We start from the raw sequence: 20,758 nt of genomic DNA on the forward strand, positions 1-20,758 counted from the left end.
CGCCCGGAAAGGGCAATGCTCTAATTTTTATATCGGCCTACCCACAGATTCTGCGAACGAGGCTCTTATGCTTGGGCTTGGAATAGTGGCGGTACCTGCTGGCCTCTTGGCCTCTTCGTTGTCGAGGAAGGACACTTGACCCAGCCGAAGGCTTGCTAACGGAGGTGGATTCAAATTGCAAGGAAACCCTTGAGGGACGTTGTTTAACTGGGAAACCCTTGAGGGACGTTGTTTAACTGTTGAATGGGAAGAAGCTCCCAAGCTTTCGCTACATCTGCTCAAGGATGGTTTTCGTGTGGAACCTGCAGGGTCGGGATTGCAAGATGGCAAGTTTGCATTAGGTTTAAATCATAGCCCGAAAACCCTGCATTCATTATCCCGGTACATGGCCTTCCCCCCCTCAGTTGAAGGGCGAGGAATTTTGTACCGAATCAAGGCGCAGCCTGATGAGCGCGGAGGCGTAGCGGCAGCTACGTCGCACAAGCGAAGAAGGATGCAACGCGGAGTCGGTGCAAAAGAACCGCCCCTCCCCACCGAAAAAAAATGCCGGCCCGAAGGCCGGCGATTCAAGGGGAGAGGGGAAGTTGGATCAGGGGTTTAGAGTCAGAATCCGCTGACTTTGGAGGTTTCAAGGTAGACGCAATGCTCACTCGACCAGTTCTGGGAGTCCATAATGCGCGGCAGGTCGATGCTGCTCCCGGCGGGAAAACGTCCGGCAGACTCAAGCAGCCGCACCCGAACCCGGTTCGGGTGGAGGGAGGCAACCACTCCCCGGGCCCTGAAACTGCCCAGGTTGTCACTCCAGCAGGCGATGACGCGACTGCCGAGAGCAAGATGTTCATCTTCATTCCGGAGCGAAAGAATTGGATCTGGTCCCATCGTTACTGTTTCTCCTCAAACGGAAAAATGGCGCTGCAGGTGGCCGTTGAGCATCTGTTCGTAGTCGGCTTCGCGATCCTGCTGATAAACCAGTGACGAGGCAATTTCACTGGCGAGAATGGCCGCCTGGTACTTCGGCGGCAGGCTGCCGATCCGTTTGCGATAGCGTGGAGTTTCACGCAGGATACGCGGCAGGTGCGCCAGCAGCGCCCGGCGATAAAGAGGCCTGGAGGCCAGCTCCGGACGGTCCTGAAAATAGCGGAACAGGCGCGCGTAGTGCTCGTTGATCTCCCGCGACAACCCGGCTGATATGTCCGTGTAGCTGCGACTGCCGGAAAATTCGTCGTAGCGGCGGAAAATCAGTCGCGCCTCGTCGGCGGCGCGTTTTTCCAGGATCTCCAGCACGTCACCGACGTAGGTGTCCTTGTTGGCGAAAAATTCCTTCTCGGTCAGCAGCAGGTTGGCGATAATCTCGTAGGAAGAAGAGATCACCCCGCACTTGTTGGCGGAGGCGTCTCGCATGATGATGATCCCCTCGGCCTGCAGTTTTTCCCGCGCCTCGGGGGTGATGAAGGAGTTGGCACCCTCGATGATCGCCCTGGCGCTCGGCGTGCCGCCGGGCAGAAACTGCTGCCAGTTGCCGGCGTGGATCGTCTCCGGCCGTCCGCCGGCGGGGATAAAGAGATCAGCCTCGACGTCGAACACCAGGCTGTTGAACTCGCGGTAAAACTCGTCAACGGTGATCCACTCCTCGACCAGTTCCCCGGCGGTGCGGCTCACCTTGCGATAGAGTTCGCGCAGACCGTCTTTTTTCGTCTGGCTGCGGAAGATCATCATGCCGCCCTCGTGCAGCGCCTGCGGATCGAAACCGTCGATGTCGCTTTTCAGCACAACCCGGGACAGGGCCTCCCGGTCGGCGCCGACCGGGTCGACCAACGCGCCGCTGCCGTCGAGAATCAGGCGGATCTGCACCTGCGGACAGCGTTCCAGCAGCAGGCGCAGGCCGTTGCCGGCGACATCCCCGCCGGGGCCGCCGGTGAGCTTGACGCTGAAGGCATCCTTGCGCATGTCGATGCCGAGCTGCTGCAGGGTGATCTCGGCGAAGGTGATCACCCCGGTCGAGGTAACACCATACTCCTTGTGGTTGATGCCGAACCGCTTGCTCGACATCACGCCGGGGCCGAGCAGGTAACCGCGCTTCGCCGAAATCCGTGCGATCAGCTCGACCATTTCGTCGTGCATGTTCTCGTCCGGACCGAGTTCGATCGGCTCATCCTCACCGTAATAATCAACCACCCGCGGATCACGCGCCTTGCCGTCCTCGGTGACGAAGATATCGAGAAACGCCTGGATGAACCCGTACTGCAGCTTGTAGAGCCGACGGGTGACGGTCTCGGGATTGTCGAGGTCGGCGGCGTCGAGGGCCACCACCATCTTCGACCCCCCTTCGTAAATATCCTTGTTCTTCAGGTGCTGGGTGTGGGCCAGCACGTAGTTTTCCCGAAACAGGGTGTTGGCGCTGGTGATGAAATCGTCACGGTTCTTCGCCAGCACCGTACGCCAGCCGCCGCGGGCGATATCAGAGAAGCCGATATGATAACCGCAACCATGACGACCGAAGAAGAAGGTCACCCGGAAGGGCCGCTCCGGCGGCAGGTCGGCGGTGAACTCAGGGCCGAGCCGATCGAGGTACCCGGGATCGAGGCGGAAGGCCAGGGCGTGCTTCTCGTTGACGAAGAAATTGGTCTTCAGGGTATGGGTGATGAACAGCAGACAGCAGTTGAAAACCGTGCGCCGGATACCATCGAGATAGGCGTGACCGGTATTGTAGTCGCTGATTGCCTGCTCCAGTTCCGCGCACTCGCGCCGGTAGTGTTCGTCACGATCCGGCAGCCGCGGTTCAAACCGGGTGCGAAACAGCGCCACCAGCCGCAGAGTCATCTCCAGGTCGGAGGTGAAGGCCCGCTCGACCTCCTGGTAACCGAACCGGTCCGGCTGGTTGTGCGCCAGGGTGGTATGGCAGAAGCCGGCAAAGGCATTGACCAGCGCCGCGTCGATACCGTTCATGCTGCCGGTAGCGACAAACCGCTGGTAGCTCTCGGATGCGGTCGACAGGATCTGCGTGTTGAACAGTTCCTGTTCCAGCTGGTTGTAGAGAAACCCGTCCCTGGCCAGCAGCGTCTTCCCCTCCCCGCGCAGGTAGAAGGTGCCGAGGAAGTAAGGGTGGATGCCGTTGTGGATCGTCAGGCAGTAGGAACGCTTGATGCCGAGACCGAGACGATTGTAAACCTCCATCACCTGCTGCAGGAAATCGAGCTGTGGCGGGTTGCCGGCGGCGAAGAGGATGCGGTATTCCGGCTGATCGAGTATCTCTTCGGCCGGTTCGGCGTCGAAAAAGACCCCGCCGCTCTGCACCGCCTGGTGATAGAGCCAGAGGATCTGCGCCACCCGGCGAGGCGGAGAATGCCGCACGTAAGTCTCGTTGTTGATCCAGACCAGACGAAGCTCCTTGTCGAAACGGGAAAAGTCATAGTCGGGATAGTGCGCCTTGAGCGCGGCGCGGATTTCACGATGCAGGCGCTTCGGAATCCGCGCCTCGCCGGCGCTCAGCACTTCCTCGGCGGTACGCCGGTCGAATTCGAACCGCTGCAGTTCCAGCTCTTCGCCAATACCGGGAACCGGGGCGTAGGAGTGGGTGAACTGGGCGTAGGAGATCTCCCGCTCGCGCAGCAGCCTCAGGGTCCGATAAAGAGAGCCCGGCTGATTCAGCCGGGCCAGGATCAGAGTTTTGTCGGTATCACGCAGCACCAGTCGCTTGTTGCGTTTGAGGTAGGGCATCTGGATCGCCAGCGAACCGATCGCTTCCGCCTCGTCGTGCATGGTCACCGACAGGTAGGGGTGCATCTGTTCCTGCAGCCATTGCAGGTTGGCGCCGGCATCCAGACAGCGGGCGGTGATCGATTTGGAAACCTGACGGAACCAGCGGATCTTTTCTGCTTCGGTCATTGAAATCTTCCTTGGGTTTTGAATCCGCCGGTGATGAAGTCACGGATTCGGGTCTGAAAGGGGTCAGACGCTACAACCGGAACAACTCCCGGCAACCCGGGAAAGGGCCGGCTGAACCAGTGCCGATTTTTCACCTCGGACAAACAGATGTTTGTCCATATCGAACACTCTACGGGCCCTCAGCCCTTGCTGTCAATGGGTCAATGGAACCAACTGGACAGGAATCTCGGCTCGACGCATGATTTTCTGAGCGACGCTGCCGAGAAAGGCGTACTCCAGCCGCCCCTTGCCGTGGGTTCCGATCAGCAGCAGATCGGCGCCGCACTTGCGAACCTCGCTGAGGATGGTGGACGCCGGCGGTCCGTGCAGCACTTCGATCCGCTCGATGCGGGCCAGATCCTCCGGATGGTCTGCCAGTTCTTCCCGGGCAAAGGCCCGCAGCTTCTCGCTCAAGGAAGCGGCCACCACGTCCTTGTGGGCCAGTTCGTGGTCGGCCAGCCGGTCGCTTCCCATCACCACCGAGACGTAGTTGATCACTGACTGGTCGAACTCGGGCAGCACATGCAGAATTTCAATCTCGGCCTGATGGGCGCGGGCGACACAGATCGCGTGGCGCAGCACCACCGCCGCTCCGGCCGACAGGTCGGTGGCAAAAACAATCTTGCGGTATTGCGGAATCATCATCGTGCTCCTTCGGCGGCGGCCGCCATCAACGACGCTTCATGTTTGCGGGCCCGCGGTTTCTGCATGGCGTAGATCACGCCCAGCAGGGCAACGCCGAGCAGATAGCAGAGGTAGTGATTTTGCAGTCCCAGCAGATGTCCGAAGAAATCGGGCCGGAACATGATGGCGCAAACCAGGAACAGCAGCAGCATCTCGTGAAAGCGATTCTTGGCGATGAACCAGCCCTGGGTCGCCGCAGCGAAAGCGCAGGTACCGACACAGGTCATGACGAAAATGAAGATCGCCAGCGGAAAACTGTTGATGCCGACCAGCAGGATGTCGGTGTTGAAGATGAACATGAAAGGCAGCGCCGCGGTACGGATATCGTAGAGAAAACCCTGCACCCCGGTTGGAATCGGCTCACTGCGGGCGATGGCGGCGGCGGCATAGGCGGCCAGACCGACCGGCGGGGTATCGTCGGCGAGGATACCGAAGTAGAAGCAGAACAGGTGCGCGGCGATCAGCGGCACGGCGAAACCGTTGTCGCCGGCGAGGGTGACCAGCGCCGGCGCCGTCAGGCTGGCCATGACGATGTAATTGGCGGTGGTCGGCAGCCCCATGCCGAGGATCAGGCTGGCGAAGGCGACGATAGCGAGCATCAGGTAGAGATTGCCCATGCTCAGGGTGTCGATGATATCGGTCACCAGCCCGCCCAGGCCCATGGTCACCACACCGACAACGATACCGGCAGCGGCGGTGGCAACAGCAACACTGACCATGTTGCGGGCACCGGCAACCATACCGTCGAAAATATCATCCACCCCCTTCATGAACCCGGCGCCGATGGACGTCCCTTCACGACGCGCCCGCAGCGCGTGCTGGAAGAACATGATCACCAGCAGCACCATGGTGGCGCGGAAGGCGGCCATATCGGGTGAGTGGCGGGGGATAATCAGCTCGTAGAGCAGATAGAGGATCGGCAGCAGATAGTGCAGACCGCCGCTCAGCACCTGGAAGAAAACCGGCAGCTCCGACTTGTGCAGACCGCGCATGCCGAGCTTGCTGGCCTCGATGTGGGTGAGGAAAAAGAGGGCCACGTAGGAGGCGAAGGCGGGAATCGCCGCCGACTTGCAGACTTCCAGGTATGGCAGGTTGACGTACTCGGCGATGATGAAGGCCGCGGCCCCCATGACCGGCGGCATCAGCTGGCCGTTGGTTGAAACCGCGACCTCGATGGCGGCCGCCTTTTTCGCCGGGTAACCGACCTTCTTCATCATCGGGATGGTGAAGGTTCCGGTGGTCACCACGTTGGCGATCGACGAACCGGAGATCAGGCCGGTCAAACCCGAGGAGAGGACCGCCGCCTTGGCCGGCCCGCCCTTGTAACGACCGAGCAGGCTCATCGCCAGATCGATGAAAAACTTACCGGCTCCGGCCCTTTCAAGCAGGGCGCCGAACAGCACGTAAAGAAAAACGATCTTGGCCGAAACAAAGATCGGCACCCCGTAGATTCCTTCGGTGGTCAGCGAGATCTGGCCGAGGTAGCGGTGCAGACTGACCCCCTTGAAGGACAGGAAGTCGGGCATGTAGGGACCGAAAAAAGCATAGGCGGTGAAAATGATGCCGATAATCGCCAGTGCCGGACCGACCACCCTCCGGGTCGCTTCCCAGAGGATCAGTACCAGCAGGCCGCCAATGATCATGTCGCGGGTATTGGGCATGCCGACCCGGCTGGCGATGCCTTCATAATCAATGGCGATATAGAGCGCCATGCCGGCCGCCGCCAGGGCGATGAAGAGATCGACCAGCGGGATGCGATCCGTTGCCGACAGCCATCGCAGTCCGGGAATACTGACCTTGCGCTTGAGGGTCGGGAAGGATACGAAGATCAGGAACAGGGCGAACGCCAGGTGGATCGACCGCACGTAGGTCGAATCGAGCAGCAGCCAGCTGGCCAGCGACAACTGAAACAGGGACCAGCTGAGAGCAACCAGCGGCACGATGAAACGCTGCCAGCCGACCGCGGTCCGCAGCCCCATTTCCTCTTCTTCAACCATCCTGCGGGCTTTTTCAAGCCCCTCATCGATCTGTTCCTGCGTCTTCACATCGCTCATGGGAATAAATCTCCTTGGGAATTCACTATCCGGACGTTGGAATCCAGGCGTCAGAAATCAGCAGTCTGAACGCTCACGCATGGACCTGAATCAGTGATTCAGATTGTCTTCCGAATGAATGCCGGGAGGTGCGTTTTCGCACCTCCCGGCCCTTAATCCTTACTTGATCAGACCGACTTCCTTGTAGTACTTCAGGGCGCCCGGATGGATCGGGGCAGAGAGTCCCTGCAGCATGCTTTCCTTGGTCAGAACCGCATAGGCAGGATGCAGTTTCTTGAACTCCTTGAAGTTTTCGAACACTTCCTTGGTGATGGCATAGACCACCTCGTCAGGCACGTCCGCACTGGTACAGAGGGTCGCCTTGACGCCGAAGGTGTTGACGTTCTTGTCGTTGGCAACACCGTGGTACTGATCCACCGGGATGAAGGACGGGGCATAGTAGGGGAATTCGTCGGTCAGCTTCTTGACCACGTCGGCCGGAACTTCAACGAAGTTGACCTTGCGGGCGCCGGCGACGGCTTCCTTGACCGAACCATTGGGATGACCGACGGTGTAGAAGAAAGCGTCGATCCGGCCGTCCTGCAGCATGCCGGCCGATTCAGCGGCCTTGAGTCCCTCGGCCTTGATATCCTTCTTGTAATCGATGCCGGCGGCATTGAGCAGATCGATGGCATTACCGCGCTGGCCGGAACCGGGATTGCCGATATTGACCACCTTGCCCTTCAGGTCGGCCACGGTCCTGATGTTCTTGTCGGCAGCAGCGACGATGGTCACCGATTCGGGATGGATGGAAAAGACCGCCCGCAGCTTCTTGAACGGCTTGCCTTCCCAGTCGGCCTTGCCGTTGTAGGCCTGGTACTGGCGATCGGACTGGACAATGCCGAATTCGAGGTCGCCGCTCTTGATGGCGTTGATGTTGAAGACCGAACCACCGGTCGACTCGACGGTGGCACGCAGGTGATACTGCTTGCGTTTCTTGTTGACCATCTTGGCGATGGCGCCGCCGGTCGGGTAGTAAACGCCGGTGACACCACCGGTGCCGATGGTGACAAAAGTGGTCCGGGCGGCAAAACCGCTCACCGGAAGCATGGTGACGGCAACCGTCAGCGCCAGGGCAATGTACAACAACTTTTTCATTCTCTCCTCCTCAGAAGATTTAGGGTGATGCGCCGGAACGATTCCGGCACCTAACAGACCGCTTCAATCACCGGGAGGACAAGGCAAGCCCCGTGCCAGTCAGAAAAAAAACACAACAACAGGCTGAAATAAAAAGGTATTTTACAGATTTCGCGTATACGGAAAAATGCCGAAAGGGATATAACTTCGGTTATGGGAGCCGCTGCGGGACGGGGATAAACGGCGGGGGATGGGGAACGGACGACGACATAACCAGGGTTATCGACATAACCGTGGTTATACCTCTTTTCAGGCGTGTTCCCGCCGCTGCTTGAGCCGCTTGCTGAGGGCCGGTTGGGAGATTCCCAGCAGGCGAGCGGCCAGCGTCTGGTTGTTGCCGGCCCGTTCCAGGGCGGCGTCGACCAGCAGGTCACCCGCTTCGGCCAGGGTCGGCAGATCGTCGAGGACGGTAAACGGATTCCGGGACGGAACCAGGCCGCCGGTCTGCCGGGCATCCCCGATCCGCCGCTGGAAAACGTCACAGGAGAGAACACCGCCGGGATGCTGGCTGACGGCATCATGCACCATCGCCTGCAGCTCGCGGATGTTGCCGGGAAAGCTGTAGGTATTGAGCAGCGAGACCAGCTCCGGCGGCGCCGTCGGAACAGGTTTGTCCAGTTCGGCGGCAGCGGATTCGAGGAAATGCCGCAGCAGCAGCGGCAGATCCTCTTTCCTCTCCCGCAGCGGCGGGATGGTGACCTGGTGGGCATGCAGCCGATAGTAGAGATCCTTGCGAAAACTTCGCTCGCGAACCATTTCAGCCAGATCGTGATGGGTGGCGCAGATCACCCGCGCCTGCAGCCGGCAGGGGCTGTCGCTGCCGAGAGGATAATACTCACCTTCCTGCAGCAGCCGCAGCAGCTTGACCTGGCTGGCGGCTGAAAGGTCGCCGATTTCATCCAGGAAGAGCGTGCCACCGGATGCCCGTTCGATCATACCGGGACGTTCGCGGTCGGCGCCGGTGAAGGCGCCGCGACGATGGCCGAAGAGGGTGTCGGCAAAGACATTATCATCCAGCCCGGCGACATTGACGCTCACCAACGGGCCGTCACCGCCGCCCAGCTGGTGGGCGGCACGCGCGACCAGTTCCTTGCCGACCCCACTCTCACCGAGAATCAGCAGCGGTTGTCGGGAGGCGGACACCGACTCCAGGTAACCGAAGATGGCCAACATCGCCGCGTCCCGTGTCACCAGGGGGGCGAAAACCTCGGGATGTTCCAGCTGTTTTTTAAACAGTCGCCGACGGATGGCCTGGTTTTCACGCTGCAGCTCAACCATGCGCACCGCGCGGCGAATGCCGTCGAGCAAGCGATCCTCCTCGACCGTCTTGACAAAATAGTCGAAAGCTCCCAGGCGCATGCAGCCGACCGCTGTTTCCAACTGGTTCATTCCGGAAAGAATGATCACCTGGACATCCGGATACTCTTCGTTGATACGCCGCAGCAGCTCTTCCCCGGAGACATGCGGCATGGTCAGGTCGAGCAGCACCAGGCCGATATCGTGTTGTTCGAACAGGCTCGACACCTCGCGGCTGTCGGAACAGGAGATCAGGTTGGTGAATCCCCCCGGTCCTTCCAGGGTCATGCCGAGACTTCTCAGCCAGGGCAGTTCGTCATCCACCATCAGGATACTGAAATCAGGGTTTTTCGACTGACTCATCGGTTTTCTCCTTGGCCGGCAACAGCAACCGGACCCGGGTGCCCTGCCCCGGTGTCGAGGCGAACTCCAGCTGTCCGCCATGCTCCTCGACGATACCGGCCGAAACCGACAGACCGAGCCCGGTGCCGCCATGATCACGGCGGGTGGTGAAAAAAGGATCGGTCAGTTTCGGCAGATGCTCAGGATCGATGCCTCGGCCCTGATCGGCAATCTCCAGCAGCAGGCGGCCATCGTCCTGCAGGGCGGTGCGGAGCCGGATCGCCTGTCCCTTGTCGGTCAGCGCCTGACAGGCGTTGATCAGCAGGTTGACCACCACCTGCTCAATCCGCTGGGCATTGCCGACGAACGGCGGCAGATCGTTCGCCAACTTGGCCCGAAAGTGGTCGGTCGCCTTTTTCAGAGAATTATCGACCAGCCGCAGTGCCGCCGCCGCCACCTCGTTGAGGTCGACCGCGTCATCCAGTTCGGCATCATCACGACGGGCGAAATCCTTCAGATCCTCGACGATCCGCCTGATCCGACCGGCTCCCTGCTGCATTTCTTCCAGCATCTGCGGAATTTCTTCCCGCATGCGTGAATAATTCAGCCAGCCGAGCTTGAAATCACCCTGTTGCCGGTAATGCTCATCAAGCAGCGGTCCGGTGTCATCCCAGGCCTTTTTCAGCAGCGGCAGGTTGAGCAGAATCAGGCCGTTGGGATTATTGATCTCATGGGCCACGCCCGAAACCAGCACCCCGAGCGAAGAAAGCTTGTCAGCCTGGATCAACTGCTGCTGCCGGACCTCCAGTTCATGCAGGGCCTGGCGTTTTTCGGCAACCTCGCGTTCCAGGTCTTCGGTGCGCAGAGCCACCTGGCGCCTCAGCATCCTCGACCAGAACACGGTCATGATCAACACGAGAAGCAGCGGGCCGACAATCATCGCCCCAAGACGGATGGCGCGTTCGAAGGAGAGTCCCGGCCGGGGCAGCACGCCGAGCCATTTTTCGTAGATGGTGCGATAACGGCCCGATTTCTTCAGCAGCACCAGGCCTTCGTTGAAGCGGGCCAGAAGGTCGAGATTGCCCTTTTTCACCGCGTAACCGTAGTCCTGGGCGACCAGCGGCCTGGCGATCGGCATGATGTTGTCGAGACCGGCTTTCTGGATCAGGTACTCACCGGGCAGCTTGGCCACCAGGGCGGCATCATAACCGCCGGCGGAGAGTTGCCGCAGGGCATCCTCAAGAGTTGCCACCGGATGCAGCCGGGCCTTGAGTTCGGCATGCCGGAGCATGAAATCGTGCATCACCGCCCCGCGCATGACGATCACATCCTTGTCGGCCAGATCCTTGAGGCGACGGATCGTGGACCCCTTGCGAATCCAGATCGACTGATGCACCTTGGCGTGCGGCGTGGAGAAGTCGACCTCGCGGGTCCGCTCCCGGGTGTAGGCCATCCCCTGCAGGACATCAATGCTGCCGGAAGCCAGCCCTTCCCGCATTTCTCCCCAGGGACCGAGATGAATTTCAATATCCATCCCCATCACCTCGGCGATGGCACGGGAAAGCTCGACATTGAAACCGGCCGGCTTGCCGTCGGCGTCGAGAAATTCGTAGGGGGGATAGTTCTGATCGCCGCCGATGATGATCGGCGCCTCGGGTTCTGGGGGCTCCTCCGGTTCAGCCCGGGACAGAACCGGACAGAGCAGCAGGAGAATAAGGAGTATTTTGCAGAAACGAGACATGTTCGGCATTGTCACCATCCGACGAACGGATGTCAAATCCGACCATCGATCCTGGTCAGAAACGTCCGACCAGGGACAGCCCGGCAGCATCAGGTTCCAGCAGAGGGACCAGACGCAGAACGATCCGGCGTTTTTCCGCCAGCAGGCAGATCCCTTTGCCGACCGTCAGGCCGAGGACGGCACCGACAGCGACATCCGAAGCCCAGTGTTCGTTGTCGTTGAGACGCGAAAAAGCCGTCAGTCCGGCCAGCCCATAAGCCGTCCAGGGCAGCCAGCGGGATTCAGGATAGCGGGCAACCAGCACGCTCGCCACCGCGAAACTGCCCGCCGCGTGCCCCGAGGGGAAGGAAAATCCGTCAGGCTCGCCGCTGCCGCCGCGGTCGGACAGCCCGGGTCCGTCCCAGTGATCACTGTCGTCACCGCTGTTGGGCCGATGGCGGCGGCCGAGATGCTTCAGGCCGAGGACGGCAACCCCGGTCAGCAGATAACTCTCCAGGCTCAGCAGCCCGGTTTCGGCAAGGTAGGCGTCATCACGCAGACGACCGGTCAGGTAAAGCCCGCCGCCGCCGGCAACCAGCAGCCAGGGTTCACCGAAGTTCTTGGCAAAATCGGAGACCGAATCGCTGAAACCGCTGCGGTTGGCCTGGACTTTTTCGGCGATCTCGTCATCGAGCAGATAGAGCCCCAGGCTGCCGGCCGCGATCAATCCGACAGCCTGCCACTGCGATTGCCGCCAGTCAGCGGGAGCCGTCAGCAGCGACCAGCCATCCGCGGCCCAGCGTTGCGGCAGATCACCGAGGGGAGTCACCTCCGCCCCCGGCCCGGCAACGGCAACCGCCGGCAGCAGCCCCAGCAGGCCGCACAACAAGAGGGCCACAAGACGGCTCACGAGTTGAAAAACCGGCGGCAGGCGGTGATGACCCGCTCGATATCGGCGGGCAGGACATCGAGATGGGTGACGAAACGGAGTTGGCCGTAGCCGCCGACCAGGATGCCCTGCTCCCGGAGGTGTTCAATGAGCGGTTGTTGCCGTTCGGCGGGACAGTCGACGAAGACCATGTTGCTCTGCACCGTCGCCGGATCAACCCGCAGGGCACCGATCTCCCCCAGCCCGTCGGCCAGGCGGCGGGCATTGGCGTGATCCTCGGCCAGGCGCTCGACATGGTGTTCCAGGGCGAACAGACCGGCGGCGGCGAGAATGCCGGCCTGCCGCATGCCGCCGCCGCAGACCTTGCGCCAGCGATGGGCTTCGGCGATGAAATCCCGACTGCCGCAGAGCAGGGATCCGACCGGGGCGCCGAGCCCCTTGGAAAGACAGAGCGAAACCGAGTCATACAACTGACCGATCGCGGCCGGCACATGTCCGCCGGCGACTGCGGCGTTGGCCAGCCGGGCGCCGTCAAGATGCAGCTTCAGGCCCCGGTCGCGACAGAAGTCCGCCGCCTGCCGCTGGTAATCGAGGGAAAGAACCTTGCCGTGATGGGTATTTTCCAGACAGAGCAGCCGGGTGCGGGCAAAATGGTGGTCATCCGGCTTGATCATCCGCTCGACCTGCTCCAGGTCGAGACTGCCGTCGGCACAATGGTCGATCGGCTGCGGCTGGATACTGCCGAAGACCGCCCCGCCGCCCCCTTCGTAACGGTAGCAATGGGCCTGCTGGCCGACGATGTATTCATCGCCACGGCGGCAATGGGAAAGCAGGGCCAGCAAATTGCTCTGGGTGCCGCTGGGAACGAACAGCGCCGCCTGCTGGCCGGTCATCTCGGCACCGACCTCCTGCAGCCGGTTGACCGTCGGATCTTCACCGTAAACATCATCGCCGACCTCGGCCTCCGCCATCACCCGGCGCATCGCCTCACTCGGCCGGGTCACCGTATCACTGCGCAGGTCAATGATTCGCATCGCTCTCCTCCATGATCTGTTTCAGTTCAGCCAGGATACTGTCCCCATGCCGCACCGGCAGGGAGAAGTGACCTTCTTCGGCAAAGGGATTCACTTCGGCCCGCGGACAACAGCGAGCCAGGTAATGGCTGTGGCTGATCGGCACCGTCCGGTCGGACAGACCATGCCAGAAACAAAGCGGACCGCCGCCGGAACCAAAGGGAATCTGCCAGCCGCGGGTATAGAGTTGAAGATCATGAACGACACCATCCGGGCCGCCTCGAAAGGCCTCGCCGATGGCAGCGGTCAACCGCTCCCGAACCCGCCGCTGCCGCAGCACCTGCCGATCAGCACGTGGCGCCGCGACAGTGAGCAGACGCAGGGCAAGGCGCGGCCACCGCTGCAGAACGGGGGTGACCAGGAGCCGGAAGATGGGGGCGGCGAGGCGCGGATAACCGGCCATAACGGAGAAGCTGAACCTTGCCGGCCATTCCATCTCCGACAGCAATCCGGTCCCGGCCAGCGGTCCGAGCCCGCAGACAATGCCGGTCGCCAGCACTCTCTCCTCCAGCAGCTCACGACAGACCATGGCATAGGGCCCGCCGCCGGAGACACCCAGCAGACCGAAACGGGCAATCCCCAGCTGATCGGCCACCGCCGCCAGGTCGGTCGGCCAGTCGGCCAGAGTCCTGGCCGGGCAGAAATCGGAACGTCCGTAACCAGGACGGTCCAGGGCGATCAGCCGCAGACCGATTTCCGTCGCGACCTCATCCATCAGTGCCGCTTCCAGCCGGCTACCGGGAAAACCGTGCTGGTAAAAGAGAGGCAGGCCATCCGCAGCACCAAATTCACTGGCGGCCAGGCAACGTCCGTCGGCAAGCCTGTACAACTGGAAAGAAGGCATGATAAAACGCCTGCCGCTATGACTGCAACAGGCGTCCCCTGGCTGAGGAAAGGGATCTCGTCGGCGAGAGAACAACGACCACGACAACCGGCGGCTAGTCGATGCCGACAAAAAGCTTGATGTACTGCAGCCGCTCGAAATTCTGCGGATGTTCGCTGCGCGCCTGGCTGAGCCGGCCCCGTACCTGGTCGAGGCTGTCGAATCCGTGCCCCGCCATCCAGTCATTCAGTTCCTTCAGAACCACCCCGATCTGCTCGACGCCATGCCGGTAGAGGGTCGAACAGAGCTGCACCACCTGGGCCCCGGCCAGCAGCTGCCGAGCCGCATCCCGACCGTCATGCACCCCGGTGGTTGCCGCCAGATCGGCGTCAACCCGGCCATGCAGCAGGGAGATCCAGCGCAGGCCGGCATGAATCTCGGCAGCATGACTGTAGGGATTGCCGGCCTTGAGTTCGAGCTTGTCGACATCGATATCGAACTGGTAGAACCGATTGAACAACACCAGCGCATCGGCCCCGCGCCAGATGATCTTGCCGCCGCTTTCCCCCGGACCGCACCAGCCGACCGTGAAAGGCGGCGCCTCGGCCCGATTCTGGCACAACTGGGTCGCAAACTTGGCAAAGGAGGTGAAATAGGGGCCGATTTTCATCGCCACCGGGATCTCCAGACGCGACTTGACATCATGCAGGATCTGGAAATAGCGATTTTCGATCTCGGCCGCGTCCTGTTTGGCCGAGGTCGGCATCAGGGCGACGTTGAGTTCGATGGCGTCGGCACCGGCGTTCTGCAGCTTGACGGCATATTCGGACCAGCGTTCGCTGGAAATACAGTTCAGGCTGGCAATGATCGGCACATCGACCGCCGCCTTGGAATCCTTGACCAGCTGCAGGTAATCGCGCGGCCCGAGTTCCATGCCGTATCCCTGCAGGTACTCTTCCGCCTCTCCGGCATAAGGCCCGTCGGCGGAACTGCTCAGGGCTCCGGTCTCAGCCTTGATCTGTTCTTCAAAAAGGGATTTGAGGACAATGGCGCCGGCGCCGGCGGCGGCGCACGTTTTGACGCCGTCAAGAGACCCGGTCAGGCTGCAGCTGCCGACAACAAGAGGGTTCTTCAGGGAAAGTCCCATGTAGCGGGCGGCTAAATCAGGCATAGCAATCCTTCCTGTTCTTTGCTGCTGATCACACATAGCGGCGGCTGAAAACCCAACCGACTCTTGCAGAACAATACCCAACTTACAGGAAAAAGACCAGACCAATCAAGCATGGAAACTCTTCCGAAACCGTCCTGATTTCCGGCTTCAAGCCGGTTTTCGCGCCACGATCCCCGCCAGGCTGCCCCCCTTGCGGGACGCCTCCAACCCCTCTTCATGGCGAAGGATCTCCCACCCGGCAAAGAGTTCCGGCAACTCTCCCGGATTGAGAAGAAATTGGCGCGCAAGCCCCCCGGCGGCAAAGGGCCCGGCCAGGCTGAAGGTTCGCACCACCGCCACCCCGCCGGGACGAACCGCCGCCAGCAGCGCCGGATAAAGGGATCGCTGAAGGTAGAAAAACTGCAGCAGCAGATCACAGCAGCCAACCGGCAGGTGCGGTGAACGCTCCAGGTCCTGCTGCCGCAGCACGAGGTTCAAATTCTTCCTGTCGGCCTCCCGCGCCGCGATTTCAAGTCCGACCGGGGACTTGTCGATCCCGGTCACCCGCCAGCCCCGCTCCGCCAGCCAGAGCGCGTTGCGCCCCCTCCCGCAGGCGATATCAAAACACGCGCCGCCGACGGGAAGCAGATCGGCAGACGCCACCAGCCAGGGATCCGGTTCCAGGTCCCCTTCACGCTGTCGCCAACGTTCATCCCAGTTCGCTACCACTTGCAGCTCTCAGAAGTCTCAACATCACGATCAGGTAGATATCCCATTCCACCGTCTCAAGGCGCCGGATTTTTTATCAAATCAAGGCGCAGCCCAATGAGCGCGGAGGCGTAGCGTTCGCTAGGTCGCACACACAAGCGAAGCGGGTCTGCAACGCAGAGTTGATGAAAAAGCCGGCCAGCAAAGGTTCAACAACGTTGATCAGGCCCATATCCGCACCACCGTCTCGAGGCGCTGGATTTTTTATCAAATCAAGGCGCAGCCCAATGAGCGCGGAGGCGTAGCGGCAGCTACGTCGCACAAGCGAAGCGGGTCTGCAACGCAGAGTTGATGAAAAAGCCGGCGCCCTCAGCAAAAAGCCCGGAGCGGGGCTCCGGGCCTTTTAATCACTTGACCGGGCCGGTAAAGATCCAGTCATTGCTGATCACCGCCTGGTGACACTGGATGCAACCCTTGACCTTGCCGTCCTTGAGCACCTTGCCATCCGGCGCGTACTTGGCCCAGTACCAGTCGCCGGCCTCGGCATCATAACCCTTGACCCGGTACATGACGGTCACTGCGGCGAGCTTCTTCGCCGGCGTGTAGTTCTCCTTGACCACGAAGGCACCGTTCGGCAACATGCCGGTCTTGGCAGCAATGGCGTCCTTGGCGTCGGGGCTGACATAGGTAGTCAGGAACGCGCCATGGGGATGACGCCCCTTGTACAGCTTGCCCTTGCCGGGAAACAGCGGCCACTGCTGGTAGGGGTCCGCCTGGTGAATATACTCCCACACCGCCTTGCCTTCCGCGGCCGGCTTGGCCGTACCGCCGGCAAAGACCGACAACGCACTGCCGACGACAAAACCAACGACCGCCAGGGTTGCAAAAAACAGCTGTATTCTTTTCATCTGCTCTCTCCTTTTGTGCGGGGTTGATTGGACCAAACCTCACTGTTTCGGGCTCAGTTATTGAAGCGGATTTTCATTCTCGTTCAACAGGGAGATAAAAGAATATCACCGGGATGACAATCTGCAAGATGGGGGCTGGGGCTGGGACTGGGACTGGAAGTGGACGGGAAGGCCCTGCGGCCACCGTAACCCGGCGGCGGTTCAGCAGAGACGGTCGGGATGGGGCAACAACAGCGAACGGTAGCCGGTCTGCACCAGGCCGGCGCGCTTGAGACGGGCCAGCTCCTCGGCGACCGCTTCACGCGAGGCGCCGATCAGGGTGGCCAGATCCTTCTGGGTCAGCGGCAGACGCACCCCGCCGGAAGGATCGGCGATGCCGTGACGCCCGGCGAGCTGCTCCAGAGTGAAGCAGAGGCGTTCGGCGAGGGGTTTGAAGACCAGGTCCTCAAAGCGGGCTTCAAGCTGGCGGAACCTGAAACCGATCAGCTTGACCCCCCGGAAGGCGAGTTCGGGATTACGTTGCAGGATAGCCAGGAACCGGTCGCGTTCAAAGCTGCAGACCAGGCTCTCCTCGATGGCCTCGGCGCTGTGACTGCGGGTTCCTTCATCAGCCAGCGCCAATTCACCGAAAATCTCACCCGGACCGAGAATGTCAAGCAGAATCTCCCGACCATCCTCGTTGGTCCGCTCAAGGCGGATTTTCCCCTCCTTGACCAGATAGACCCTGTCGCTGTCATCGTCGGCAAAGTAAAACCGGTGCCGCCGCTGACAACGCAGCATGGCGCTACTGGCGACCAGCTCGGTCATCTGGGCTTCGCTCAAGCCTTTGAACAGTTCGGCTTTCTTGAGATGCCAGATTTTCGTCTGCATCGAAATCGTTGCCCGGCATCAAGAGATTGGATAAAAAAAGACGGAAGGAATCTTCAACACTGTCGCCGCGAAATAATTTTCAGAGCCTAGCAGGACTTGGCGAACATGACCACGGCAAAAACATGGGTTACGAAGAAGGTTTGACGTTGTGCCGTTCTTCCCCTAAGCTGAGGACGAAGCGATGCGGAATTCAACCAGAGAGACGATGACCTGACCCTCATGAAACTCGAAACCTTTGCCATCGCCCTGCTGGTCCTGCTGCTCGCCTTCTACGGCGGCTGGTCCCTCTACGACAAATACGGCGACCATCTGGACGCGGTGCTGCAGACCGGAGTCCAGCCGACAGCACCGCAGAAAAACCGGAGTGCCGACAACAGCAAGCCACAGGAACATCATCCCCTGCCGCCCCGCCATCCGGTCGCGTTGCCGGAAAAACCCTCAGAGGTCAAGGGAGAAGGGCCGACGGAGCCCCCTTTCCCGGACAATCTCGAACAGACCGACGGCTACCTGCAGGAACGCGTCACGCAACTGATCCGAAACCAGCGACTGCGTTCACTGCTGATCCTCAACCATTTCATCCAGAAACTGGTTGTTACCATCGACAATCTCCCCGAAACCACCATTCCTCGTCAGCACCTGCCCCTGCGCCCCCCGAAACCGGGCTTCATCACCATCGGCAAGGGAGATGAACAGCTGATCGACAAGGCCAACGCCGGGCGCTACACCCCCTACGTCGAACTTTTCGAGGCGGTTCCCGATGCCATTCTGCTGCATATCTACCGCGGTCTCTACCCCCTTTTCCAGCAGGCCTACCGCCAGACCGGCAACCGGACCGGCTATTTCAACGACCGACTGATCCAGGTTATCGATCATCTGCTCAGCACCCCCGACCCGGTGCAGCCGATCAAGGTCATCCGCCACATCCACCGTTTCAAATTTGTCAACCCGGGACTGGAGAACCTCTCCGCCGGGCAGAAAATGCTGATCCGCTGCGGGCCCGAAAACATGCGCCGCGTCAAACAGAAGCTGCGCTCCCTGCGCCAGGGGCTGGTCGGTTCCGGAAGCGGCTGAAAGCTCAAACCTGAATCAAGTGAGTTCATCACCGATTCAGGTCGAAAAAAAAACTTGCCATCGACACGCACCCATGCTAGCGTACGGTTCAAGTGTAAACAGTGTGCTGGTTTTATTGCTGAACAGGTTCAAAAGCTCATCGATGAGGAATCGACCGCGCAGACCTTCTTGGCTGGGCGGTTTTTATTTATCAGCAACGCAAGGCCGCACCGCAAAGAAAATGTCCCGGAACGGGACACAAGGAGATTCACAATGGCTGAAGGTACCGTGAAGTGGTTCAACGAAGCGAAGGGTTTCGGTTTCATCGAGCAGGACAATGGCCCGGACGTTTTCGTTCACTTTTCCCAGATCGAAGGTGACGGCTTCAAGACTCTCGCCGAAAACGAGCGCGTGAGCTTCGACGTCACCGAAGGGCAGAAAGGCCCTCAGGCCAGCGGCGTGCGCAAAATCTGAGCGTTGACAAAGCACAGGTCGAACAAAAAGCCCCGGAGCAGATGCTCCGGGGCTTTTTTATTAACCTGAATCCGTGATTCCAAAAACTACAGATCGAGATTCACCAGCACCCGGCCGTGGGACTCCCCCTTGAGCATCTTGTCGATTTCCGCGCCCAGTCCGTCGAGCCCGACCTCGCGGCTCAACTTGCCGAGCCGGGCCGGCTTCCATTCTCCGGCGAGATTTGCCCAGACCCGGGCGCGGCGCTGATCGTCACATTCGGCCGAATCGATACCGAACAGGCTGACGCCGCGCAGGATGAAGGGGAAAACATTGATCGGCAGGTCGGGCGATCCGACCAGGCCGCAACAGGCGACACTGCCGCCGGCGCGGGTCGCCTTGAGAACCGCCGCCAGGGTGGTGCCGCCGACACAGTCGACCGCCCCCGCCCAGCGTTCGGACAACATCGGCCGCTCGCTGTTCTCCGTCACCGCGTCACGGCTGATAACCTCGGCGGCGCCCAGGCTCTTGAGGAAATCATGTTCGCTCTGCTTGCCGGTCGAGGCGACAACCCGGTAACCGGCCGCCGCCAGAATCGCCACCGCCAGGGAACCGACGCCACCGGTCGCCCCGGTGACCAGAATGTCGCCGTCATCGGAAACAACTCCGGCGCCAACCAGCGCCTGCACCGAAAGCCCGGCCGTCAGCCCGGCGGTACCGAGGATCATGCTTTCCGCCAGGGTCAGTCCCGTCGGCAGCGGCAACGCCCAACTGGAAGGAACCCGGATGTACCGGCCGAACCCTCCGGCGGTATTCATACCCAGATCATGTCCGGTCACCAGCACTTGGTCGCCGGGACGGAAACGACCGTCTGCGCAACTGACCACCTCGCCGGCGGCATCGATACCCGGGGTATGTGGAAACTTGCGGGTCACCCCCTTGTTGCCGACAGAGGAAAGGGCGTCCTTGAAATTGAGCGACGAATAACGCACCCGCACCAGCAGGTCTCCCGTGGGAAGATCGTCGATACCGCGCTCAACAACTTCGCGGCTGTATTTTTTCGGTTCGCTTTCGGTAATCCAGAAGGCCTTGAACTTTTCACTCATCAGATTCTCCTTACGGGAAGCGGGTTGACAAAAGAACCAAAGCAGACTTTACTCTACAGCACGGTGTATTTTCGTCAAGTAGCTACTTTATTGTTTGCTACACACCAAAAGGATACTATTGTGCTTTCCGGAGATCCCATGAATGCCGAACCCTCCCTCGCCGGCCAGGAGCAACCCTGGCAGAGCCCTGATTATAGCTGTCCGGTTGCCGTCACTCTCGATATCATCGGCGGCAAATGGAAAGCCGTCATCCTCTGGCACCTGAGCTTCAGAACCCTGCGTTTTTCCCAATTGCGACGTCGCGTCAAGGGGATTACCCAGAAAATGCTCACCCAACAGCTACGCGAACTGGAACGGGACGGGCTGGTACACCGGGAAATCTATGCTGAGGTTCCTCCCCGCGTTGAATATTCGCTGACCGATGAAGGACGGACCCTGAAACCGATGTTGTCCGGGATGTGCAACTGGGGCCGCGAACATATGCGACGCGTCGGCCTGCAGCCTCCGCAACCCTGCCTGCCACCGGATTGAG

At 60.7% G+C, this 20,758-nt stretch carries 18 protein-coding genes; 3 read left to right on the forward strand and 15 right to left on the reverse strand.

Going from position 1 to position 20,758, the window contains the following annotated elements; all coding sequences use genetic code 11:
- Positions 1-603: 603 nt before the first annotated feature.
- The 14 genes from C2E25_RS12075 to C2E25_RS12135 all read right to left on the reverse strand — a co-directional run bounded on the left by C2E25_RS12075 (position 604) and on the right by C2E25_RS12135 (position 17,617).
- Entirely contained in the window at positions 604-879 is a 276-nt protein-coding gene (locus C2E25_RS12075; protein WP_103115989.1) for a hypothetical protein, read from the reverse strand.
- A gap of 15 nt (positions 880-894) precedes the next feature.
- Positions 895-3,885: an NAD-glutamate dehydrogenase domain-containing protein gene (locus tag C2E25_RS12080; RefSeq protein WP_103115990.1), complete on the reverse strand. Its 2,991-nt coding sequence runs from the start codon at positions 3,883-3,885 to the stop codon at positions 895-897.
- Between the two features lie 192 nt (positions 3,886-4,077).
- The gene (locus C2E25_RS12085) at positions 4,078-4,566 is read right to left on the reverse strand and encodes a universal stress protein (RefSeq protein ID WP_103115991.1); all 489 of its coding nucleotides are present in this window, start codon (positions 4,564-4,566) and stop codon (positions 4,078-4,080) included.
- Positions 4,566-6,662, reverse strand: a complete 2,097-nt coding sequence (locus C2E25_RS12090) for a TRAP transporter permease (RefSeq protein WP_103115992.1) — start codon at positions 6,660-6,662, stop codon at positions 4,566-4,568. Before C2E25_RS12090 ends, C2E25_RS12085 begins: the two co-directional genes overlap by 1 nt.
- A 159-nt stretch (positions 6,663-6,821) precedes the next feature.
- On the reverse strand, positions 6,822-7,799 hold the full coding sequence (locus C2E25_RS12095; protein ID WP_103115993.1) for a TAXI family TRAP transporter solute-binding subunit: 978 nt from the start codon (positions 7,797-7,799) through the stop codon (positions 6,822-6,824).
- Between the two features lie 288 nt (positions 7,800-8,087).
- Positions 8,088-9,497 carry a sigma-54-dependent transcriptional regulator gene (locus tag C2E25_RS12100; protein ID WP_103115994.1) on the reverse strand — a complete coding sequence of 470 codons (1,410 nt, stop codon included), beginning with the start codon at positions 9,495-9,497 and terminating at the stop codon, positions 8,088-8,090.
- Entirely contained in the window at positions 9,475-11,226 is a 1,752-nt protein-coding gene (locus C2E25_RS12105; protein ID WP_233189421.1) for a transporter substrate-binding domain-containing protein, read from the reverse strand. Before C2E25_RS12105 ends, C2E25_RS12100 begins: the two co-directional genes overlap by 23 nt.
- 46 nt (positions 11,227-11,272) lie before the next feature.
- A complete protein-coding gene (locus C2E25_RS12110) occupies positions 11,273-12,094 on the reverse strand; it encodes a phosphatase PAP2 family protein (protein ID WP_158247243.1) in 822 nt (273 codons plus the stop codon).
- An 8-nt stretch (positions 12,095-12,102) separates the two neighbouring features.
- Positions 12,103-13,119 carry a low-specificity L-threonine aldolase gene (ltaE, locus tag C2E25_RS12115; RefSeq protein ID WP_103115996.1) on the reverse strand — a complete coding sequence of 339 codons (1,017 nt, stop codon included), beginning with the start codon at positions 13,117-13,119 and terminating at the stop codon, positions 12,103-12,105.
- Positions 13,106-14,002, reverse strand: a complete 897-nt coding sequence (locus C2E25_RS12120; protein ID WP_158247244.1) for an alpha/beta fold hydrolase — start codon at positions 14,000-14,002, stop codon at positions 13,106-13,108. Before C2E25_RS12120 ends, ltaE begins: the two co-directional genes overlap by 14 nt.
- 94 nt (positions 14,003-14,096) lie before the next feature.
- Positions 14,097-15,152: a dihydroorotate dehydrogenase-like protein gene (locus tag C2E25_RS17520; protein ID WP_158247245.1), complete on the reverse strand. Its 1,056-nt coding sequence runs from the start codon at positions 15,150-15,152 to the stop codon at positions 14,097-14,099.
- A 147-nt stretch (positions 15,153-15,299) separates the two neighbouring features.
- Complete coding sequence (locus C2E25_RS12125; RefSeq protein ID WP_158247246.1) at positions 15,300-15,860, reverse strand: methyltransferase domain-containing protein; 561 nt, start codon at positions 15,858-15,860, stop codon at positions 15,300-15,302.
- 386 nt (positions 15,861-16,246) lie between these two features.
- Positions 16,247-16,747 (reverse strand): cytochrome P460 family protein, encoded by a 501-nt coding sequence (locus tag C2E25_RS12130; RefSeq protein ID WP_103115999.1) that lies wholly within the window; start codon positions 16,745-16,747, stop codon positions 16,247-16,249.
- A gap of 201 nt (positions 16,748-16,948) precedes the next feature.
- The gene (locus tag C2E25_RS12135) at positions 16,949-17,617 is read right to left on the reverse strand and encodes a Crp/Fnr family transcriptional regulator (protein WP_103116000.1); all 669 of its coding nucleotides are present in this window, start codon (positions 17,615-17,617) and stop codon (positions 16,949-16,951) included.
- Positions 17,618-17,836: 219 nt separating this feature from the next.
- On the opposite strand from C2E25_RS12135, the gene C2E25_RS12140 reads away from it, so the two are divergent.
- Together C2E25_RS12140 and C2E25_RS12145 are read left to right on the forward strand one after the other, a co-directional pair.
- Entirely contained in the window at positions 17,837-18,688 is an 852-nt protein-coding gene (locus C2E25_RS12140; protein WP_103116001.1) for a DUF3014 domain-containing protein, read from the forward strand.
- 252 nt (positions 18,689-18,940) lie between these two features.
- A complete protein-coding gene (locus tag C2E25_RS12145; RefSeq protein WP_085010291.1) occupies positions 18,941-19,141 on the forward strand; it encodes a cold-shock protein in 201 nt (66 codons plus the stop codon).
- Positions 19,142-19,227: 86 nt separating this feature from the next.
- Here C2E25_RS12145 and C2E25_RS12150 read toward each other — a convergent pair whose 3' ends face one another.
- Entirely contained in the window at positions 19,228-20,226 is a 999-nt protein-coding gene (locus C2E25_RS12150; RefSeq protein WP_103116002.1) for a YhdH/YhfP family quinone oxidoreductase, read from the reverse strand.
- Between the two features lie 138 nt (positions 20,227-20,364).
- On the opposite strand from C2E25_RS12150, the gene C2E25_RS12155 reads away from it, so the two are divergent.
- Positions 20,365-20,757 carry a winged helix-turn-helix transcriptional regulator gene (locus C2E25_RS12155; RefSeq protein WP_103116003.1) on the forward strand — a complete coding sequence of 131 codons (393 nt, stop codon included), beginning with the start codon at positions 20,365-20,367 and terminating at the stop codon, positions 20,755-20,757.
- Position 20,758: the final 1 nt, after the last annotated feature.

The sequence above is a fragment of the Geothermobacter hydrogeniphilus genome (genome assembly GCF_002898515.1).
GTDB lineage: Bacteria > Desulfobacterota > Desulfuromonadia > Desulfuromonadales > Geothermobacteraceae > Geothermobacter_A.